This is a genomic window from Achromobacter sp. 1012554356, from assembly GCF_059760815.1.
The window spans coordinates 18,587-39,110 of record NZ_JCBANC010000022.1; the positions used below are offsets into that span (position 1 = coordinate 18,587).

The 20,524-nt window shown below is 66.8% G+C and carries 15 protein-coding genes; 1 reads left to right on the forward strand and 14 read right to left on the reverse strand.

Annotation, left to right across the window (positions count from 1 at the left end):
- Positions 1-18: 18 nt before the first annotated feature.
- The 8 genes from AC6LJW_RS13525 to AC6LJW_RS13560 all read right to left on the reverse strand — a co-directional run bounded on the left by AC6LJW_RS13525 (position 19) and on the right by AC6LJW_RS13560 (position 10,989).
- The gene (locus AC6LJW_RS13525) at positions 19-1,029 is read right to left on the reverse strand and encodes a chemotaxis response regulator protein-glutamate methylesterase (RefSeq protein ID WP_056561987.1); all 1,011 of its coding nucleotides are present in this window, start codon (positions 1,027-1,029) and stop codon (positions 19-21) included.
- A complete protein-coding gene (locus tag AC6LJW_RS13530) occupies positions 1,026-3,356 on the reverse strand; it encodes a hybrid sensor histidine kinase/response regulator (RefSeq protein WP_056561989.1) in 2,331 nt (776 codons plus the stop codon). Before AC6LJW_RS13530 ends, AC6LJW_RS13525 begins: the two co-directional genes overlap by 4 nt.
- The gene (locus tag AC6LJW_RS13535) at positions 3,353-4,015 is read right to left on the reverse strand and encodes a chemotaxis protein CheW (RefSeq protein WP_498087537.1); all 663 of its coding nucleotides are present in this window, start codon (positions 4,013-4,015) and stop codon (positions 3,353-3,355) included. Before AC6LJW_RS13535 ends, AC6LJW_RS13530 begins: the two co-directional genes overlap by 4 nt.
- On the reverse strand, positions 4,008-5,315 hold the full coding sequence (locus AC6LJW_RS13540) for a CheR family methyltransferase (RefSeq protein ID WP_498087538.1): 1,308 nt from the start codon (positions 5,313-5,315) through the stop codon (positions 4,008-4,010). The genes AC6LJW_RS13535 and AC6LJW_RS13540 overlap by 8 nt, the downstream gene beginning before the upstream one ends.
- Positions 5,312-5,854, reverse strand: a complete 543-nt coding sequence (locus AC6LJW_RS13545) for a chemotaxis protein CheW (RefSeq protein ID WP_427984703.1) — start codon at positions 5,852-5,854, stop codon at positions 5,312-5,314. The genes AC6LJW_RS13540 and AC6LJW_RS13545 overlap by 4 nt, the downstream gene beginning before the upstream one ends.
- 8 nt (positions 5,855-5,862) lie before the next feature.
- Positions 5,863-7,482 (reverse strand): methyl-accepting chemotaxis protein, encoded by a 1,620-nt coding sequence (locus tag AC6LJW_RS13550; RefSeq protein ID WP_498087539.1) that lies wholly within the window; start codon positions 7,480-7,482, stop codon positions 5,863-5,865.
- A gap of 267 nt (positions 7,483-7,749) precedes the next feature.
- Positions 7,750-9,213, reverse strand: coding sequence for an amidase (locus tag AC6LJW_RS13555; RefSeq protein WP_056561994.1), 1,464 nt, complete (start codon positions 9,211-9,213; stop codon positions 7,750-7,752).
- 162 nt (positions 9,214-9,375) lie between these two features.
- Positions 9,376-10,989, reverse strand: a complete 1,614-nt coding sequence (locus AC6LJW_RS13560; RefSeq protein WP_498087540.1) for an alpha/beta hydrolase-fold protein — start codon at positions 10,987-10,989, stop codon at positions 9,376-9,378.
- Positions 10,990-11,157: 168 nt separating this feature from the next.
- Here AC6LJW_RS13560 and AC6LJW_RS13565 point away from each other — a divergent pair, with 168 nt between their 5' ends.
- A complete protein-coding gene (locus AC6LJW_RS13565; RefSeq protein ID WP_235512052.1) occupies positions 11,158-11,637 on the forward strand; it encodes a group III truncated hemoglobin in 480 nt (159 codons plus the stop codon).
- A 33-nt stretch (positions 11,638-11,670) separates the two neighbouring features.
- Here AC6LJW_RS13565 and AC6LJW_RS13570 read toward each other — a convergent pair whose 3' ends face one another.
- From AC6LJW_RS13570 to AC6LJW_RS13595, 6 genes are all read right to left on the reverse strand, one after another.
- Positions 11,671-13,941, reverse strand: coding sequence for an ATP-dependent DNA helicase (locus AC6LJW_RS13570; RefSeq protein WP_498087541.1), 2,271 nt, complete (start codon positions 13,939-13,941; stop codon positions 11,671-11,673).
- Positions 13,938-15,584 carry a VRR-NUC domain-containing protein gene (locus AC6LJW_RS13575; RefSeq protein WP_498087542.1) on the reverse strand — a complete coding sequence of 549 codons (1,647 nt, stop codon included), beginning with the start codon at positions 15,582-15,584 and terminating at the stop codon, positions 13,938-13,940. Before AC6LJW_RS13575 ends, AC6LJW_RS13570 begins: the two co-directional genes overlap by 4 nt.
- A gap of 37 nt (positions 15,585-15,621) precedes the next feature.
- Positions 15,622-16,161: a P-loop nucleotide/nucleoside kinase family protein gene (locus tag AC6LJW_RS13580; protein ID WP_498087543.1), complete on the reverse strand. Its 540-nt coding sequence runs from the start codon at positions 16,159-16,161 to the stop codon at positions 15,622-15,624.
- 308 nt (positions 16,162-16,469) lie between these two features.
- The gene (locus AC6LJW_RS13585; RefSeq protein WP_498087544.1) at positions 16,470-17,789 is read right to left on the reverse strand and encodes a cytochrome c; all 1,320 of its coding nucleotides are present in this window, start codon (positions 17,787-17,789) and stop codon (positions 16,470-16,472) included.
- 12 nt (positions 17,790-17,801) lie between these two features.
- Positions 17,802-19,577 (reverse strand): GMC family oxidoreductase, encoded by a 1,776-nt coding sequence (locus tag AC6LJW_RS13590; RefSeq protein ID WP_498087545.1) that lies wholly within the window; start codon positions 19,575-19,577, stop codon positions 17,802-17,804.
- A gap of 3 nt (positions 19,578-19,580) precedes the next feature.
- A complete protein-coding gene (locus AC6LJW_RS13595) occupies positions 19,581-20,294 on the reverse strand; it encodes a gluconate 2-dehydrogenase subunit 3 family protein (RefSeq protein WP_427984714.1) in 714 nt (237 codons plus the stop codon).
- Between the last annotated feature and the right edge of the window lie 230 nt (positions 20,295-20,524).

Below are 20,524 nucleotides of genomic sequence, written 5' to 3' on the forward strand. Positions count from 1 at the left end.
CCAACGATGTGCCGCGGCTCAGGCGAAAGCCTGGATGACGCGGGACGCAATTTGTTCGAGCGGCCGGATTTCCACCGCGGCCTGCATGGCTGCGGCTGCCTTCGGCATGCCATAGACGGCGCTGGTGGCCTGGTCTTGTGCGATGGTGAGGCAACCGCGCTCGCGCAGCGCCTTCAGGCCGCGCGCGCCGTCCTGGCCCATGCCGGTCAGCAGCACGCCGACCGCCGCACCGCGCCAGTGCTGCGCGACGCTGTGAAAGAAGACGTCGATCGAAGGCCGATACAGGCTTTCGCGCGGGCAGTCCGTGTACCGGAGGGTACCATCGTCGCACAGCGCGAGATGGTCATCCGTGCCCGCCAGCAGGATCTGGCCGGGCAGCGGCCGTTCGCCTTCCCGGGCCAGCCTGACCGGCAGCGGCACCTGGTCATTGAGCCAATCCGCCATGCCCGCCGCGAATGACGCGTCCACATGCTGCACCAGCACGATGCCGGCCGGAAAATCCAGCGGAAGATCGCGCAGCAACTGGGCCAGCGTCGCCGGGCCGCCGGCTGACGCGCCCACCGCCAGCAGCCGGCGCGCGCCTGCGGGCGCCGCGGGCTTGCTGACCGGCGTCAGCGCCGGACGGTTGCCGTAACGGCCGATCAGCCAGCCGATGTTGCGGATCTTGCGCAGCAGCGGCGCCGCCGCCGTGCGCATGTCGGCGGCGCCGACCACCGGCGTGTCCACCGCATCCAGCGCGCCGTGGCCCATGGCGTCAAAGACCCGCGATGTATGGCCCGCCACGTCGGACGTCACGACAACGATGGCGCAGGGGGCTTCGGCCATAATGCGGCGCGTGGCCTCGACGCCATCCATGACGGGCATGATGAGGTCCATCAGCACGACATCGGGACGGTCACGGGCGCATTGCTGGACGGCCTCCAGGCCGTCGGAAGCCGTCCATGCGACCTCCAGGCCGGGTTCCAATGCAATGACTCGCCGCAGGACTTCGACGGCGAGGGGCATATCGTTGACGATCCCGATTCTCACGTCCGTGCCTTCCCGATGAGGTCTTCAACGGCGTCGAGCAGCGCATCATCATGGAAGCTGCCCTTGGCCAGATAGTAGTCCGCGCCGGCATCCAGCCCGCGCTGCCTGTCCTCTTCCCGGTCCTTGTACGACACCACCATGACGGGCAGGGTCTGCAGCTTGGGATCCGCCTTGATCCGCGACACCAGCTCGATGCCGTCCATGCGCGGCATGTCGACGTCGGTCACGATCAGGTCGAAGTCCTCGGTGCGGAGCATGTTCCAGCCGTCCATGCCGTCCACGGCGACCGCGACATCGAATCCGCGGTTCAGCAGGAGCTTGCGCTCAAGCTCGCGAACCGTCAATGAATCGTCCACCACAAGCACGCGCTTGCGGCGGCGCGCGGCGGCCGCGCCCGACCCGCCGTCGACCCGCGACAGCCGCCCGCCCTCGATCAGCTTCTGGACGGACACCAGCATGTCCTCGACGTCCAGGATCAATAGCGGCGTGCCGTCATCCATGAGCGAGCCCGCCATCACGTCCTGAACCTTGCCCAGGCGGGGATCCAGCGGCTGCACGACCAGCGTGCGCTCGCCCACGTAGCGGTCCACGGCAATGCCGTAGAGCCGGTCGTGGTCACCCACCACCACCACGGACAAGGTATCGGCGGCCGGCGCGGCCTCGCCGGCGCGCAGGATCTGCCGCGCCGACACCAGGCCGATCTGCCGGTCCTGGAAGCGGAAATGCTGCTGGCCTTCCAGCTGCTCGATCTCCTTGGCGTCCACCTGCAACGCATGGCTGACATAAGCCAGCGGGAACGCGTAGATCTCGTTCTGCACTTCGACCAGCAGGCTGCGCACTACCGACAGCGACAGCGGCATCTCCAGCACGAAACGCGTGCCCCGGCCCTGCTGCTGGTAGACCCGCACCGCGCCGCGCAACTGGCGGACCATGGTCTGGACCACGTCCAGCCCCACGCCGCGGCCAGAAATCTCGGTCACCTCGTCGCGCGTGCTGAAGCCCGACAGGAACAGGAATTCCAGCAGTTCGGCTTCGCTCAGGCGCGACGCGGTCTCGGCGTTGGTGAGCTTGCGTTCGACGACTTCTTCGCGCAGGTGGTCCAGCGAAATGCCGGAGCCGTCGTCAGCCAGCTCAACCAGCAGCATGCCCGCCGAATGGCGCGCCGAGAGCGTGATCAGGCCCTCGGCCGGCTTGCCGGCGCGTTCGCGGACCTCGGGCGCCTCGATGCCGTGATCCACCGCGTTGCGCAGCAGGTGCATGAGCGGCGCATCCAGCTTTTCGAGGATGTCCCGATCCACCTGCGTGTTTTCGCCCTCGATCTCAAGGCGAACCTGCTTGCCCAGCGAACGGCCCAGATCCCGCACCATGCGCGGCATGCCGCCCACGCCATCGCCAAAGGGCCGCATGCGGCAGGCGAGCGCGGTGTCATACAGGCGCCGCGTCAGGTGATTCATGCGCCAGCCAAATTCGTCGACTTCGCTGGTGCGTTGCGTCAGTTCACGCTGGCACTGTTCAAGGATGCGCTGGGCATCGTCCAGCGCGGCCTGGCCGCGTGCGTCCAGTTGCTGCTCGGCCAGCACGGCCCGCAGGCCGTCCAGCGCGTGCGCCGCGCCCGATTGCATCCGCCGCAGCCGCAGCATGGCGGTGCTGAAAGGCCCCACCCATTGCGACTCGACCAGCGTTTCGCTGGACAGGCCGAGCAGCCGGTTCAGCGTGTCGGCGGTAACGCGCAGCACCCGCTCGCCCTCGCCCACGCTGCCGTCCGAACTGCGGCGCGATGGCAGCGCGGCGGGCGCGGGAGACTTTGCAGCGGGGGCCGGCGCGGCGACGGCGGGCTCGTCTTCGATCCGCACGATCGGGGGCAGGTAGTCGGACGGCCGCCCCGTGCGCGGCGCCGGGGCCGGCGTCGCGGCGGGCGTGCCGGGCGCTTTGGATAAGTTCGGGAGATTGGGCGCGCTGCTCAGCCTCGCCACCAGATCGCCGATCTCGGCGTCCAGTTCGACGCCGGGCGTGGCGACGCGTTGCAGCAAATCGGTGCCCAGCAGCAAGGCATCGATGTCGGCGGCTTGCAGGCGCAGGCGGCCTTCCTGCGCCGCCACCAGGCAGTCTTCCATGGCGTGCGCGATGCGCACCGCCGGATGCAGGTCCACGATGCGCGCCGCCCCCTTGAGCGAATGCGCGGCGCGCATGCAGGCTTCGAGGTGCGGCGCGGACGTGGGGTTCTTTTCCAGGGCGAGCAGCCCGTCGTTCAGCACCTGCACCTGGGTGCGGGTTTCGAGCTGGAACAGTTCGAGGAGCGACGCGTCGCGCATCTGATCGGGATTCACGCGAGGCTCCGTTCCAGTGCCTGCATCAGCAGGGTTTCGTCCAGCACGCCGACGGCGCGGCCGCCGCAGCGCGCCACGCCGCGCGAATACTTCAGGCTTGCGCCCTGCACCGTCGACGGCAGCGGCTCCAGCGCGTCCAGGTCCACCTCGTGCATGCCCTCGACCTCGTCCACCGGCAGCACCACGGCGCGGCCCGCGCCGCCGAATATCAGCATGCGCGCGGTGGCGGGACGCTCACGCGACTGCGGCGCCGCCGCGTCCAGCCCCAACAGGCGCTGCAACGACACGCACACCGTCAGCGTGCCGCGCACGTTGGTCACGCCCAGCACCGCCGGATCGCGCCGGTGCGGCAGGCTGATGATGCCCCGCGTGCCGGCCACCTCGTCCAGCGACCGGGTCGGCAGGCCCATCCATTCGCGGTGCAGCCGGAACACCAGCAGCGACGACAGATTGTCCGAATGCTGCGGCGGCGCGGCTTCGTCGGCCTCTTGCATGGCGGGCGGCAGGCGGTCAAGGATGCGCTTGGCCGCCGCGGCATACACCGGGCAGTTGCGGCAATGCACGTGCTCGGCAAGCTGCGGACAGCTTTTGTCGCCACGTATGCCAATGCGGTTCCAGCAGTCGTCCACGCCGGACAGCGCTTCAATCGCGTCAGTCACGTCGTGCCTCCCCGCGCGCCGCGCGCGCTTGCAGGCGACGCGCGCCCTCGTGATCGCCATCGGAGGCCACCAGCGCGGCCAGGTGCAGCAAGGCCTCGCGGTGGTTCGGGTCCAGGTACAACGCCTTGCGGTACGCTGCCTGCGCCTGCCGCGACTGCCCTTCGGCGTCCAGCAGCAGCCCCTGCAGATGCAGCGCGTCGGCACTGGCGCCATGGATGTCGATGTGCGACTGGCACTGCGCCATCGCTTCGCGCACCCGGCCCAGGTCGGCCAGGGCGGCTATCTCGCGCAGCGACGTCTGCGCGGCCTGCCCCGTTGCGACGGTGCGCGGTGCGAGTTGCGGTGCGGATGGCGGGTCGGCAATTGCCGCATGCGGCAACGGCAGCCGGGGCGCGGGCGCCTGCGCGACCGGGCGGCGCGGCGGCGTCCAGGCATGCACGATAGGTCCCTGACTGGACAGCGGCGTGCGCGCGGCGGCCGGCATCTCTGCCGGCGCGGGCGCGGGTTTTGCGCGGAAAGCAAAAGACCGCGCCAGCGGCACGGAAGGCAGGCGGCGTCCGGTCAGAAGACTGGTTTCGGCAGGCCCGACGAACAACACGCCGTCGTCCCGCGCGAACCGGCGCAGCACCTGCACGGCCCGTTCCTGCGTCGCCATGTCGAAGTAGATCAACAGGTTGCGGCAGAACACGAAGTCATACGGCGCGGCGCCCGCCAGGAGGTTCGGATCGAACAGGTTGCCGGACTGAAAACGCACCTGCCCGCGCACGCGCGCAGCCAGTTGATGGCCGTCCGGCACCTCTGAAAAATGCTGGTCGCGGAACGCCAAGTCGCCCCCGCGGAACGAATTGCGTCCGTAGACGGCGCGCTGCGCGAATTCGACCATGCGCACGCTGATATCCACCGCGTCCACATGGAACCGGTGCGGCGGCACGCCTGCATCCAGCAGCGCCATCGCGATGGAGTACGGCTCTTCTCCGCTGGAGCACGGCACACTCAGCACACGCAGCACGCGTGCGTCGCAGCCCGGCGCAAACAGGCGGTCGCGCGCCAGCTTCGCCATGGCGGCCTGGGATTCCGGATACCGGAAGAACCAGGTCTCGGGCACGATCACGGCCTCGATGAGCTGCTGCATCTCGTCGGGCCAGGCCTGCACGCGCATCAGATAGTCCTGCTCATCGTCCACGCCCGCCGCGTGCATGCGGTGCCGCACCGCGCGCTCGACGGCCGCCTGGCCGATGGACCCGCTGTCCAGTCCCATGCGGCGCTTGAGCAGGCCGCTGAATTCCTCGACCAGACTCATGGCTGCGCCTCGGCTGTCGACGCGTCATTGCCGGACGGAAACAGCAGCGCCCGCACGAAAGCGGGCAACAGGTCATTCACGGATACCGCCTGCACCATGCCTTGCGCGTCGTTCAGGACCGGACCGAGATAGCGCGCCTCGGCATTGTCCAGCGCATGCGGCTGAAACGCTGCCGGGTCATAGTGGACGGTTTCCGTGGCCTGTTCCAGGATCAGCCCAAGCAGGCGCTCGGCGTCTCCGTGATCGGGCCGGTAGCGCACCAGCGCAAGTCGCGTGCTGGTGACGGCGGCAAACGCACCCGCGCCTGCCAGCGCGCTCATGTCGATGACCGGCACGGCAACGCCGCGGCGCTCCATCATGCCGGCCACCCAGTGCGGCGCGCCCGGCACCTGCTTGAGGACGCGCAGCCCCAGCACTTCGGCGATATCCCCGGCATCCAGCGCATAGCGATCCGCGCCAATTCTGAAAAGCAGATACAGCCGGCGCGCGGGGCCGGCATGGCCCGCGGCGGTGCGTGCGCGGACGGCAGGAGCAGTCATGGAAACGATCACACCTTGAAGCGCGACACGCCGCTGCGCAGGTCGTTGGCCACCAGCGTCAGCTCTTCAATGGCAAGGCTGGACTGCCGCAGCGACTCGACCGTCTGCTGTGCCGCGTCGCTGAGCTGCTGCAGGGCCTGGTTGATCTGTTCGGCCCCGGTGGCCTGCGCCTGCATGCCCTCGTTGACCATCTGCACGCGCGGCGCCAGCGTCTGCACCTGCTGGATGATCTGCGACAACTGGTCGCCCACCTGCTGCATGTCGGCCATGCCGCGGCGCACTTCCTCGGAAAACTTGTCCATGCCCATGACGCCGGCCGACACCGACGACTGGATCTCACGCACCATCTGTTCGATGTCGTAGGTCGCCACCGCCGTCTGGTCGGCAAGGCGTCGGATCTCGGTGGCCACCACCACGAAGCCGCGGCCGTACTCGCCCGCCTTCTCGGCTTCGATCGCCGCGTTCAGCGACAAGAGGTTGGTCTGGTCCGCCACCTTGGTGATGGTCGTCACGACCTGCGTGATATTGCCGGCCTTTTCATTCAGCACCGCAAGCTTGGCGTTGACCGAGCCCGCCGCACCCACCACGTTGCGCATGGTGTCTTCCATGCGCGCCAGGCCGACCTGTCCGCTGCCGGCCAGCGTGGCGGTCTGTTCGGCCGCGCTGGAAACTTCGGTCATGGTGCGCACCAGTTCGCGGGACGTTGCAGAGATCTCGCGCGACGTGGCGCCGATTTCGGTGGTGGTGGCGGCCACTTCCGACGCGGTGGCCTGCTGCTGCTTGGACGTCGCGGCGATTTCCGTCACCGACGTGGCCACCTGCACGGCCGATCGCTGCGTCCGGGCGACCAGACCGGTCAGCTCGTCGACCATGCCGTTGAATCCCGTTTCGATGGCGTTGAACTCGTCGTTGCGCGCCAGCTTCAGCCGGCGGGTCAGGTCGCCGCTTCCCGTGGCTTCCAGGGTCTTCACGATGTCGCGCATGGGGTTGACGATGGCGCGCAGGAGCAGGAACCCGCACACGATGGACGCGGCGATGGCCATCGCCAAGGACACCAGCATGCCGGTCTCGGCGGCGTCCACCGACTCCTTGATGCTGACCGCGGCGTCGTCGGCCTGCCGCTTGTTTTCGGCAACCATCTTGGCCAGGGTATCGCGCCCCCGGTAAAACGACGGCCGCAGCTCGGACACGATGCGCGTTTGCGCGCGGTTCGGATCCGCCAGCATCGCGGGCGTCAGGATCTCGGCCCGGATGCGTTTGTACGCCTGCAGCTCCTTTTCGAATTCGTCGAACAGTTGCTGGTCGTCCTGCCGGGAGATGGTGCGCCGGTAGAACTCGATGTGCTCGTCAAGCTGCACATCATTGCGTGGCAGCGTCTCCAGCGCGGCGCGGCGCTCCGCCTCGGTGGACGCGTTGAAGGCGTCCTGCACCACCACAAACCCGGCGAACCACGACGCCCGGATCGACGTGCTGTAGTAGATGCCGGGCACGGCATCGTTGTTGATCATTTCGGCTTGGGCTTCGACATGCAGTAGCCGCCGGTAGTCCACCACCACCATCAGCGTCATGATGGCGAGAACCGCCAGGAAACTGACCAGGATGCGCTGGCGGAGCGTCACATTCTTCATACCGGGAGACCTTTGTACTGTATCGACTCGTCGACGCCCTGGCGGGACGCCCCTGGATTATTCCCGCGCCGGCCTGCCCGCAGCCGGAGGTTTAGGCGGGAATGTGGGAAATTTCGACAATTATTACAAAGGTGCCGTGTCACAGCCATGAAAAACGCGGGAAAACGCAAAACATGGCTAGCTTGTCGGAAAAATGCAAAGATTTATTACACAAAATCAATCGAAGTTTGTGAGCATCGGTACGTGACGGTCATTGCGTAACGGTCATTACGCGACGCCCCACAGCGCCGCCGGCGGCCGCTCCTGCACCCAGTCGCGCGCCTTTTCATAGGCGTGAGCCAGTTGCAGCACGGCAAGGTCGCCCCGGGGCGGACCAATCAACTGCATGCCCATCGGCAGCCCTTCGGCGTTAAAGCCCACCGGCACGCTGATAACAGGGCAACCAGCCAGCGTCCACGGTGTCACTGTCTCCATCCAGCGGTGATAGGTGTCCATCGGCCGGCCCGCGATCGCCTTGGGCCAATCCAGGTTCACATCGAACGGAAACACCTGCGCCGACGGCACCGCCAGGTAGTCGACGTCTTCAAACATGCGCAGCACCGTCTGGTACCACGCGCTGCGTTCCTCGGTCGCCTGATAGATCTGGCGGGCGGTCACGCCTTCCAGCCCTTCGACCTCCCAGATCAGCGCCGGCTTGACCAGCTTACGGGTCTCGGGGTTGTTGACCAGGGCGTGGAACTGCCCGCCCACCATCAGGTGGCGGTGCGCCAGCCAGATGCGCCACAGCCGGTCGCCCGCGAAAGGCACCTGGTAGTCGTCGACCTGGCAGCCGGCTGTCACCAGGTCCTTCAGGGCCGCTTCGCAAAGGTCCAGGATGCCGGGCTCCATCGCCAGGTAGCCGCCCCAATCGCCCAGCCAGCCCACGCGCTTGCCGGACAAGTCCGCGTCCAGCGGCTGCGCGAACAGCGCCGGATCGTCCGTCAGCGACAGCGGCGCGCGCTTGTCGTGGCCGGCGATCACCGACAGCAGCAACGCCACGTCGCGCGGCGTGCGCCCCATGGGGCCTTCGTAGGAAAGCTGCTTCAGGAAGACCTCGGGCGACGGGCCGGAAGGCACGCGGCCGGCCGAGGGCCGCATGCCATACACGTTGCAGAACGCCGCCGGATTGCGCAACGAGCCGCCGAAGTCGCTGCCATCAGCCACGGGCAGCATGCGCGCTGCCAACGCCGCCGCCGCCCCGCCGCTGCTGCCGCCGGCGGTCTTGGTCACGTCATAAGGATTGCCGGTGGCGCCATAGACCCTGTTGTAGGTGTGCGAGCCCAGGCCGAATTCCGGCACATTGCTGCGGCCGATGAAGATCGCACCGGCGGCGCGCATGCGCTCGACCAGAATCGAATCGTGCGCCGTCACCACGTCCTTGTAGACCAGCGAGCCCATCGAGGTGACCATGCCGCGCACGGCGGTCAAGTCCTTGGGCGCTTGCGGAATGCCGTGCAGCCAGCCCTGCCATTGCCCCGCGGCCAACTGCGCATCCCGCGCATCGGCCTCGCGCAGCAGCTCGTCGCTGTCGCGGCGCGCGACGATGGCGTTCAGCTTGGGATTGACCCGGTCGATATGCGCCAGATAGGCCTGCATCACTTCGCGGCAGGACACCCGGCGGCTGCGGATGGCGTCCGACAGCGCGTGCGCGGGCATGGCCACGATGTCATTGAGCGGGGCGGGGGTAGGCATGGGCGTTCGTCTCCTTGGCGCGCGCCGCGGATCCGCCGGGCGCGCGTATTGTCATTGGGCGCAGCGCGGCCGCCAGCCGCGCGCATCGCGACAATACTACGCAAATCGGCGGCCCCGCGCGCAGGGAACGACGGCTGCATGCAGCGCGGGCCGGCGCCCCGTCTACTGCCGCGCCAGGCCGTTCTTGCCGATCAGTTCCAGCAACCCGTCCGACAAGGTCCCACGCCAGCTCAGATAATCGTGGCCGCCCGCCACCTCGCGATGGGTCACGAGATAACCCTTGGCCCGCAGCACGTCGCGCAGATGGCGGTTGGTCTCCAGGATGCCGGGCTGGCCGCCGCGCCCCGATTCGAACAGGCCCGCGCCCAGGAAGAACCGCACCGGCAGCGTGCGAACCGCCACGAATTGCCGCGTCAGCCACTGGTCTTCCTCGCCGGGCGGCGACCACCAGTACGACCCGGACTGGCTGAGCACGTTGCCGAAGACCTCGGGATGGCGCAGCGCCGCATACGAGGACGCAAGACCGCCATAGCTCGACCCGCCGATCACCGTGCGCGCCGCCGGCGCCGCAATGCCCTGCTTGCGCGCCCACGGCATGAGCTCGCGCGCCAGGAATTCGGCAAAAGCCGGATTGGGCGGCAGCTCGCGGCCGCGCGAGTCCGCGGTCGGGTTGTCGATCAGCAGCGCCGCCGTGGGCGGAATGGCGCCGGCCGCGATCATGTTGTCCAGGATGGTCGGCGTGGGCACGCGCCCCAGATAGGCGCCCGCGTCGAACAGCACCAGCACGTGATTGTCCGCACCATCTGGCTTCCAGCCCGCCGGCCGGTACAGGTGAATCGTGCGCGTATTGCCCAGGATGTCGCTGCGCAGCTCCAGCGCCTCGACGCTGCCGGCGGGCACGTCCGCGCGCGGCTCGACCCACGGCTGCGGCGGCGCGTCCGCCAGTTCCATCACCGAATAGGTCTGGAACGCGTCGATGCCGCGCTCGGGATAGACCTTGGGATTGTTGGGGTCGGCCTGCGCCGTGGCAAGGATCGCGCGGCGCCGCGCCATGCCGGTCCCCGGGAGTTCCGGCACATCGGGCGCCAGCCGGTACGACAGGCGCGCCGTCTTCGGCACCAGGAAGCTCACGTACCAGACGTCGGAATCGCCCAGCCGCGACAACTGCGCGTGATCTGTCGACGGACCGCCGAACAGGCGGACGTTGCGCTGCGCGCCCTGCCAGAGAAAGGTCACGCGATCATGCGTGGCGGTTGCGGGCTCGATCAGCGGCGTGCCCTGGCGCTTCATCTCGTCCCAGAATGCGGCCGTCGTGCCGCCCTGTGCCAGCGTCTGCGCGAGCGTAGCCAGGCGCGGACTATCCAGCGTAGGCGCCGGCGCATGCTGCCCGGATAGCGGCAGGCGTTCGGTCACGGACCATTCATACGCGCCCTGCCCCTGCGCCCGTACCGTGTACGTTCCATCCGCCGGCCCCACCAGCATCAAAACGCCGGCCGGCTTTTCACGGTCGCTCAGCCGGCGCACGTGCCGCCCTTGCGGGTCCAGCAGATCCAGTGTCACGCCGCTGTCCGCCGACCACGTCCCCGCCAAGAATTCGCCCTGTTGCATGGGCAGCGGCTTGTCGGCGTGGGCTTGCGGCGTCACCGCGCCTTGCGCGGACTGTGCCGCCGCCAGGCCGGGCGCCGTCGCGGCCAGCGCGGCGGTCATTGCCGCTTTCAACGCAACGGCCAATACCGTCGAAGTCAGGCCATTGCGCTGCCCGTTCATCTGTCGCATATCCATCCTGCCTTAATAAGAATGGATATCATTATTGCCTAAAACGGATGCTGATCCCGCCGGCGCACGCGTCCGAATAAATTCCGTCGCGTCGCTTGAGCCATATCAACCCGTGGGCTTCCGCCCTCGCCCTAAGATCGCCTCCTGCCCCCCCGCCCGGAGACCATCTTGACCACGCACGACATCGCCACCGACACCGACACCGCCGACATCTGCACCGAGGCCGAAATCCAGGACCTGGTCCACACCTTCTACGCCAAGGCGCGCGCCGACGACGCGCTCGGCCCCATCTTCAACGGCATGGTTCACGATTGGGACGAGCATCTGGCCACGCTCTCGGACTTCTGGTCCGCCGTCATCCTGGGCACACGCCGCTTTACCGGCATGCCCATGCCCAAGCACGCGGCCATGCCCAACCTGAAAGCCGAGCTCTTCGAACGCTGGCTGGTTCTGTTCAACGAGACAACCGACGCGCTGCCCAACCGCGCCTTGGCCGACGCCGCGCAGGAAATGGCCAAGCGCATGGCGCGCAGCCTTTGGTACGGTTATCAGTTGTCGCGCGATCCCAACCAGCCGCTGACCGAACTGCGTTCGCCGGCGCACCCCGAACTGCACTCCGATCTGCACCCCGAACCGCGCATCGCTTAGCGCCTCGCGCGCCTCGCTTCTCGCCTCGCACGTTCAGTCCACTCGCCACCACCCGGGCAGCAACCCGCGCACCTTGGCGCGCCGATAGCGGTCATCGATGAGGTGCACGGTGCCTTCATCGTGTTCGGTCCGGATGACCCGGCCTGCCGCCTGCACCACCTTCTGCATGCCCGGGTACAGATACGTATAGTCGTAGCCGTTCTCTTCGCCATAGCGCAAGTCCATGGCGCGCTTCATGTTTTCGTTCACGGGATTGACCTGCGGCAGCCCCAGCGTCGCGATGAACGCGCCGATCAACCGCTTGCCCGGCAGGTCCACGCCTTCCGAAAATGCGCCGCCCAGCACCGCGAATCCCACGCCCTGCCCCGTTTCGCTAAACCGCGCCAGGAAGGCCGCACGGCCTGGCTCGTCCATGCCCGGCGTCTGCAGCCAGATCGGCACCTGGGGATGGCGCTCGCGCATCAGGTCGGCCACGCGCTTCAGGTAGTCAAAGCTGCTTAGAAAGCCCAGGTAATTGCCCGGCCGCTCGGCGTACTGCCGGGCAATCAGGTCCGCGATGGGCGCCAGCGAACGCTCGCGATCGCGAAAGCGCGTCGACACGTTGCCCACGACGCGCACGGCAAGCTGCCCCGCCTGAAACGGCGCGGCCACGTCGATCCAGGGCGTGTCCTTCGGCAGGCCCAGCGTGTCCCGGTAAAACTGCTGCGGACTCAGCGTGCCGGAGAACAGCACCGTCGCGTGCGCCGTCGCGTAGCGCGCGGCCAGATACGGCGCGGGAATCACATTACGCACGCACAGCGTCGACGGCGGGGTCTTGGCGCTGCTGACGCCCGCCTCGCCCAGCGTGACGTCAAACAACGCATGCGAGCCAAACTGCTCGGCCAGCCGCATGAAATGCAGCGCCTCGAAATAGAACCCCACCAACGGATCGTCCTGCGGCAGCGGCGTCTGGCCGATGAACTCGGTGATGGCCGCCACCGCCTTCTGCACCGCCGTCAGCACGCCGGCCGGCGCGGCGTCATACGCCTGATAGCGTTCAGTCTGCTTCTTGTTCAGCGCGTTCCACGACCGGTGCAGTCCGTCCAGCGACTTTTTAAGCGCCTTCGGCGCCGCATATCGCGCGGCGGTCAGCCGGTTCTGGTCGAGCTCGCCTGTGTACATGCGGCGCGCGCGGTCCACCAGGTTGTGCGCTTCGTCGACCAGCACGGCCACCTTCCATTGATGCGCCTGCGTCAGCGCATGCAACATGGCCGTGGCGTCGTAGTAATAGTTGTAGTCGCCCACCACCACGTCGCTCCAGCGGATCAGCTCCTGCGACAGGTAATACGGACACACGTCGTGTTCCAGCGCGGTGGCGCGCACGGCAGGCGCGTCCAGCCGCGTGTGTTCCAGCGCCGCGGCGCGGGCCTGCGGCAGGCGGTCGTAAAAGCCGCGCGCCAGCGGGCACGAATCGCCGTGGCAGGCCAGGTCCGGATGCACGCAGCTTTTATCGCGCGCCTGCAGATCCAGGATCCGCAAGCCCGGCTTGGCGGGCTGCGCATTGATGGTTTCCAGCGCTTCAACCGCCAACCCGCGGCCCGACCCCTTTGCCGCCAGGAAAAACACCTTGTCCAGGCCCGTGCCCGGACTGGCCTTGAGCAGCGGAAAAATCGTGCCCAACGTCTTGCCGATGCCGGTGGGAGCCTGTGCCATCAGGCAGCGGCCATCGCGGGCCGTGCGGTACACGGCCACCGCCAGATCGCGCTGGCCCGCACGAAACTCCCCATGCGGAAACGCCAGCGTCTCAAGCGCCGCGTCGCGCGCCTGGCGGTGCGCCAATTCCGCCTTGGCCCACGCAAGAAAGCGCTCGCATTGCAGTTGGAAGAACGCAGCCAGATCCGCGGCCTCGTGCGTTTCCACCAGCACGGTCTCTTCCTCGGTCGCCACGTTGTAGTAGACCAGCGCCACCCGCACGTTCGCCAGATCGCGTGCCTGGCACAGCAGATGGCCGTACACCTTAGCCTGCGCCCAATGCACCACGCGATGATTCTCGCGCACGCTGTCGAACTGTCCGCGATAGGTCTTGATCTCTTCGAGCTGGTTGGCCGCCGGGTCGTAGCCGTCGGCACGCCCGCGCACCAGCAGATCGCCAAACACGCCGGACAACGAGACTTCGGTTTCGTAATCCGGCCCGCGCCGCCCTGTCACCATCGCGTGCCCGGCCATGCCTTCCAGGCCGCTGGGCGCGGGCGTGAAACGCAGGTCCAGATCACCGGCCCGTGCCGTGAACTCGCACAACGCCCGCACCGCCACCGCGTAACTCATGCAGCCTCCTGCAACCAGCTCACGTGGCACACGCGCACCGGCATCCCGTGCGCCACGCAATACTGCAGCCAGCGGATCTGGTTGTCCTGCAGCTTGTCGCCCGGCCCCTTCACCTCGATCAATTCATAGCGGCGCTCGGCGGGCCAGAAGCGCACCAGATCCGGCAGGCCGGTCCGGTTGCCCTTCACGTCGCGCAGCAGCCGCGTAAAGAAGAGCTTCAGATGCGCGGCCGGCAGGCAGTCCAGCGCCTGCGCCAGCAACGTGTCGGACAAGGCGCCCCAGAACACAAACGGCGACTGCAAGCCCGCCTTGTCGGCGTACCGTTGCAGGATGACGTCGCGATAGGCGGGCGTATCCAGTTGCGCCAGGCAGGCATCGAAGTGCGCCTGCCGCCGCGCGTGAAAATCCGGCGCTTCCAGGTCGGCGGGCCCCCGTTGGAACGGATGAAAGAACGCGCCCGGCAGCGGCGCAAACACGGCCGGCCAGCAAAGCAACCCGAACAGCGAATTGATCAGCGCGTTTTCGACGTAATGCACCGGCGCGTCATCGTGATGCAGGTGATCGCGCGTTACGTATTCCACCGCGGACGGTTGCGCCGGGCGGGCCAGCGCCAGTTCCGTGCGGGGCAGGATGGGCGCCGTCGCACGTGCCGCCGCGCCCTGCCCCAGCCCGCGCCGCAAGCGCGGCATCATGCGCGCCACGCGTTGGGACTCTTCTTCGCTTTCGGGCGCGTCGGCGGCCGTCAAGGCCAGCGCCATCGCGTCCTCGAACCGCTGCATCCGTTCATACACCCGGATGCGCCGATGCCGCGCGCCCGGATAGCCACAGGCCGCGTACACGCGCTGGGCGGCGTCCCAGTCCTGCGCGCGTTCGCAGGCTTGTCCAATACGCAACAACACCTTGGCGCGGCGCTTTTCCAACCAGGCGTTGCCGCTGACGCACGCCTGTGCCGCGCGCAGCAGGTCGTCCACGGCCGCGCCCTCGTCCAGCGCCCGGCGGCACGCGTGCAGCGCCAGATAGCAGTCCACGTCCGCGCGCGTCTGGAATGCCCGCGACGCCGCATCGAACGGCACGGTCTCGTACTGGAACACGCCCAGGTCTGCCAGCACGAATTCCGACCAATCCTGATGCAGATTGCCGAAGAACATGAGGCGCAGCCGTTCGCAGCGGTCCGCCACCATCACGCGCCAGACGGCTTCCAAGAAATCGGGCGCCCAGCCGCAGAACGGCCGGGCGTCGGGCAATTCTGCCCGCAGCGTCTCCAGCATGTCGGCCTTGCGCGCGCCCGGCTTGGCTGCCGCCTGCGATGCGAACACGCGGCACAGCTCGGGCTTGGTCAATAGCGCAAACAGTTCATTCAGCGACATCGGCGCCCGCGTGTTGAGCCACCCCAGCGCTTCCAGCGCCGCGGCCGCTTCTTGGACGGCCGGGATCTCTTCGTACACCAGCCGGCTGGCACGAAACCACGGGCCGCGCCGCATCAGCATGCGCACCATCAACGCCTGCGACGCCTGCGGCAACGCCGCGAAATCCGCCAGAAAGCGGCAATCGTCTTCGTCCAGCAGGTCGGCGTAGCGGTCCGAGACCCACGCCAGCGCGCGCTGGAAATTGTGCAGATAGTAGTAACGGTGCGGGGGCAACATCGGCGGCAGCCGGGTGGACTGTTTATTTATCCAGTAATCATAGCAGGCCGGCCTGTCCGGATTCTGTCCAAGCGTGACGCACGATGGTCAGCCCCTCTGCCTGATCCGGCTCCACGAAATATGCCGTGATGGCGTCGTACTCGGCCTCGCTGGTGGTAAAGGGGTGCTCGCCCGATGCATTGCGCACGCGCAGCCGAGCCTTGCAGACCGCGTCGGGCACGTCCAGATAATGCAGCGTGTGGGCGCACCCAGCCTCCTTGGCCACGTCGCGCAGCCACTCGCGGCTGCGGCGCGTGTTGGCCGGAAAGTCCAGCACCACCGACAGCCCCGCCGCCACCAGCGCCACGACATGGCTGCCCATGGCGTTGCGCAGGCGGCTGGCGCAGCGCCCGTAGTCCGTCACGTCCACGATTTCGCCCGGATACAGCGCCGCCAGCCAGCGGTCTTCACTAAGCAGCAGGGTCCGGGGCTGCGCCGCCAATCGGGCAGCCAGCGTGGATTTGCCCGCGCCGATCTTGCCGCACAGGAAATGCAGCATGGGTTCGGCAGTGTCGTGGACGGTTGCAGGGGAAGGCATGGAAAGCTCCTGTCAGAAGAAAAACCAGGAGGCGGAAACGACAAACCCGCCTCTTGGCGGGTTTGTGTAGCGATGTCCGGTAAACGCGCTAACCCACCATCAAACCGATGGTGGCAATAATCAGGGCGGAAGGCGCGCGGGTCCGAGACATGTTGCGCAGCTTGCTCCGATGCTTGCGGCTTGTCAAACCCGCATCCCGCATTGCATGAAAAGCGCGCATGAAAAACGGCGCCGGAAAGCCTCAGGCTGTCCAGCGCCGTTTGCCTCCCGCCCATACCCCGGCGGGAGTCGATCACGACATCGTCACATCACTGCGCGCGCACCGGCTGCGGCGCGGCGCCGATGTCCTTGCGCACCTTGGCCACGTCGGACGCGCTGACTGCCGCGCCCTTGTTGCCCCAGCTCGACCGAACGAAGCTCACCACGTCGGCGACTTCCTTGTCGGTCATGCGCCAGTCGAAGCCCGGCATCGCGTACGCGGTGGGGGCCGACGCCGTGCCCGGCATCTGGGCGCCCTTGAGCACGATGTGGATCAACGACGCCGGATCAGCCGAGTTGACCGTCGAGCTCAGCGCGAGCTGCGGGAACGTCTCGGTGTAGCCCTTGCCCGTGCTGCGATGGCAAGCCGCGCAGTTGTTCAGGAAGGCCATGGCGCCGTCGCTCTTGTCCTTGCCGGTGCGCAGCGCATTTGCCACGGACTCGTCATAGGCCAGCGGCTTGGTGGCGTCCTTGTTCACCGGCGGCAGACTCTTCAGGTACACCGCGATGGCATTCAGGTCGTCGTCGGTCAGGTGCTGCGTGCTTTCCTCGACCACTTGCGCCATGCCGCCGAACGCCGCCGAATGACCGTTGCGGCCGGACTTCAGGAAGGTCGTGATGTCTTCCTTGGTCCAGGCGCCCAGGCCGTCGGTCGCGTCGCCGCGCAGGTTCTTGGCCAGCCAGCCTTCGACCACGCCGCCCGACAGGAAGGCCGAGCCGTCCGCGTCGGTCAGCGCCTTTTCCTGCAAGGCCACGCCGCGCGGCGTGTGGCAGGTGCTGCAATGGCCCAGGCCCTCAACGAGGTATCGGCCGCGCAGCAGCGCCTGCTTGTCGGCGCCGCTGGCGTCGATGGTGACCGGCGCCGTGACGACGTCGGGCGCAAACACCCAACGCCACACCGTCAACGGCCAGCGCATCGACATCGGCCAGACAATGTCCGTGTCCTTGTTTTCCTGCTTCACGGGCTCGACGCCGTGCATGAAGTAGGCGTACAGGGCCTTCACATCGTCGGGGGTGACGTTGGCGTAGGCGGTGTAAGGCATGGCCGGATACAACGAATGTCCGTCCTTGGCCACGCCGTGGCGCACGGCCCGGTCGAAGTCCTCGTACGAATAATTGCCGATGCCCGTTTCCTTATCCGGCGTGATGTTCGTCGAATAGATCATGCCCAGCGGCGAATCGATACCCAACCCACCGGCAAAGGGCTTGCCGCCCGACGCCGTGTGGCAGGCGATACAGTCGCCGGCGCGCGACAGGTACTCGCCCTGCTTGATCATCTGCGCGTCGGTCAATGCGGGCGTGCCGCCGGCCGCGAACGCGGCGCTGGCAACCAGGGCCGAGAGGGCCGCAACAATGGAGTGCTTGATCATTGTTCCGTCTCCTTAAGCCTGAACCAGCGGGCCGGGGTTCTTCAGGTACTGCTCGCGGATCGCCTGGGCAGACCAGTAGGCCAGCGCGCCGACCAGACCGGTCGGGTTGTAGCCCATGTTCTGCGGGAACACGCAGGCGCCCATCACGAACACGTTCGGCACGTCCCAGCTTTGCAGGTACTTGTTGACCACGCTTTCCTTGGGGTTGGAGCCCATGATGGCGCCGCCCGTGTTGTGCGTGCTCTGGTAGACGCGCGTGTCGTAGCGCGCGCCCTTCTTGCGCACGGCTACGAAGTGCTTTTCAGGATTCATGGCCTTGGCCACGGTCTCCATGCGCTTGCCCATGTAGCCCAGCATGTCGAACTCGTTGTCGTGCCAGTCGAACGTCATGCGCAGCAGCGGCTGGCCATAGGCGTCCTTGTAGGTCGGATCGAGGGACAGGTAGGCGTCGCGGTACGACATCACCGAGCCGGAAATGCCGATCGTCATGAAGCGCTGATAGGCGTCCTGCACGCCCGCCTTCCAGGCCGTGCCCCACGTCGGGGTGCCCGGCGTCGTCGGCGTCTGCTTGATGGGACGGCCGCCGTAGCGCACGTGGCGGATGCTGGCGCCGCCCACAAAGCCCAGCGGGCCGTGGTCGAACTGGTCGCCGTTCAGGTCGTCCATGCCCACACCGCCCGCGCCGGTGCCGACGAAGGGGTTCAGTTGCGTGCCCTTGGGCAGCAGCACGTTGACCGCGCCGTTCATCTGGTACGCGTAGTTCTTGCCGACCACGCCTTCGTTGGTCTTCGGGTCATACGGCTTGCCGATGCCCGACAGCAGCAGAAGACGCACGTTGTGCATCTGGTACGCCGACAGGATCACGAGATCCGCGGGCTGATCGACCTCGTTGCCGTCTGCGTCGATGTACGTCACGCCCACGGCCTTCTTGCCGGTCGAATCCAGATTGACCTTGATGACCTGCGCACGCGTGCGCAGCTCGAAATTCGGCTTCTTCAGCAGCACCGGCAGAATGGTGGTCTGCGGCGAGGCCTTCGAATACATGTAGCAGCCGTAGTTCTCGCAGAAGCCACAGAAATTGCAGGGGCCAAGGCGCACGCCGTACGGGTTGGTGTACGGGCCCGATGCGTTGGCGGCCGGCGTGGGATACGGATTGAAGCCGACTTCGCGCGCAGCCTTGTCGAACAGCGAGGCGCCGTAGGTCGTGGCCAGCGGCGGCAGCGGGAATTCCTTGCTGCGCTTGCCTTCCAGCGGATTGCCGCCTTCGACGATCTTGCCGTCCAGGTTGCCGGCCTTGCCCGACGTACCGCACACGTATTCGAACTTCGAGAAATACGGCTCCAGCTCGTCGTACGTCACGCCGAAATCCTGGATCGTCATGCCTTCCGGAATGAACTTCTTGCCATAGCGCGTTTCGTAGCGCGTGCGCAGTTCCAGCTCTTCGGGCAGCACGCGGTAGTGCATGCCGTTCCAGTGAAAGCCCGCGCCGCCCACGCCCGTGCCCAGCAGGAACGAACCGTTCTGGCGGTACGGCACGGCCACGTCGTCCACGCCGTGGCGGATCGTCACGGTTTCCTTGGACAGGTCCTGGAACAGATAACCGCGCACCGAATATTTCAGTTCGTCGATCACCTTGGGGTACTCGGCGTCCTTGGGCGTGTCCTGCATGCCGCCGCGCTCCAGCGCCAGCACTTGCAGGCCCGCTTCGGTCAGCTCCTGGCCCAGGATCGCGCCGGTCCAGCCGAATCCGACCAGCACCGCATCAACTTTGTCTTTCTTGATCGCCATGATTTAACCCTTCTCCCCAGAGATCGACACGGGGCCATAGGGGTACTTCACGTTGGGCTGGTCGACCCAGTCCATGAAATCGGCGCGCGCGCCGGGAAAGCCCACCATCTTCCAGCCCACCATGTTCTTGTTGCCGCCGTAGATCGGATCGGCAAAGAAACCTTCCTTGGTGTTGGCCAGCAGGAAGCTGAAGAACGTCTTGGACGGCACGGATTCGAACGCGATCTTGCCCGACTGCAGATCCTTCAGGATCTGTTCCTGCAGGGCCTTGTCCAGTTCGGCGTATGCCTTGCCGTGCGTCTTCACGCACCAGGCATCACAGGCCTCGATGCCGTTGCGATAGACCTGGCGGGGATTCTGGTCGAGCTGGTAGCCCAGTTCCGGCACCTGGTCGGTGTGGAACGGCCCGTCCATGTACCACAGCTTGCCGTGGCCAAAGGGCGTTTCCATCTGACGGTCAATGAACTCGGGCACGCCGGCCACGATCGCGCCAGGGCCGTACTCGTCGGCGGGAATCAGGTGATCCACCGCGGCAACGATGAAGGCCCATTCGGCCTTGGTGAAATAGGTGGGTTCGTAGGGCTTGGCCGCCTTTGCGGCGTTGCCGTCGGCGGCGTTGGTACAGCCGACGGTCAGGCCGCCGACCGCCAGCGTCGACGCTGGCACAATGGCCATCGCCTGCAGAAACCGCCGGCGCGGCTGTGCGTCATCAGTCATGGACATCTCCGTGATTACTCCAAGTTGTCCTAGCGCGCTACCGAACATGAAACCTGGAAACACGAACTGCCCGAGCTAGTGACAACACGCTCTTTTCTTGCTCAAAATCAACACTGCTCTTTGAAAAGGGACGTAAGAGCAGGTGTCGGCATTATGCGCTTCTGATCCGCTCGTTCGACCGTATCAGATGGAATTTCTTGACGTGGGAAAGTCTTTTGCATTAAGGACAA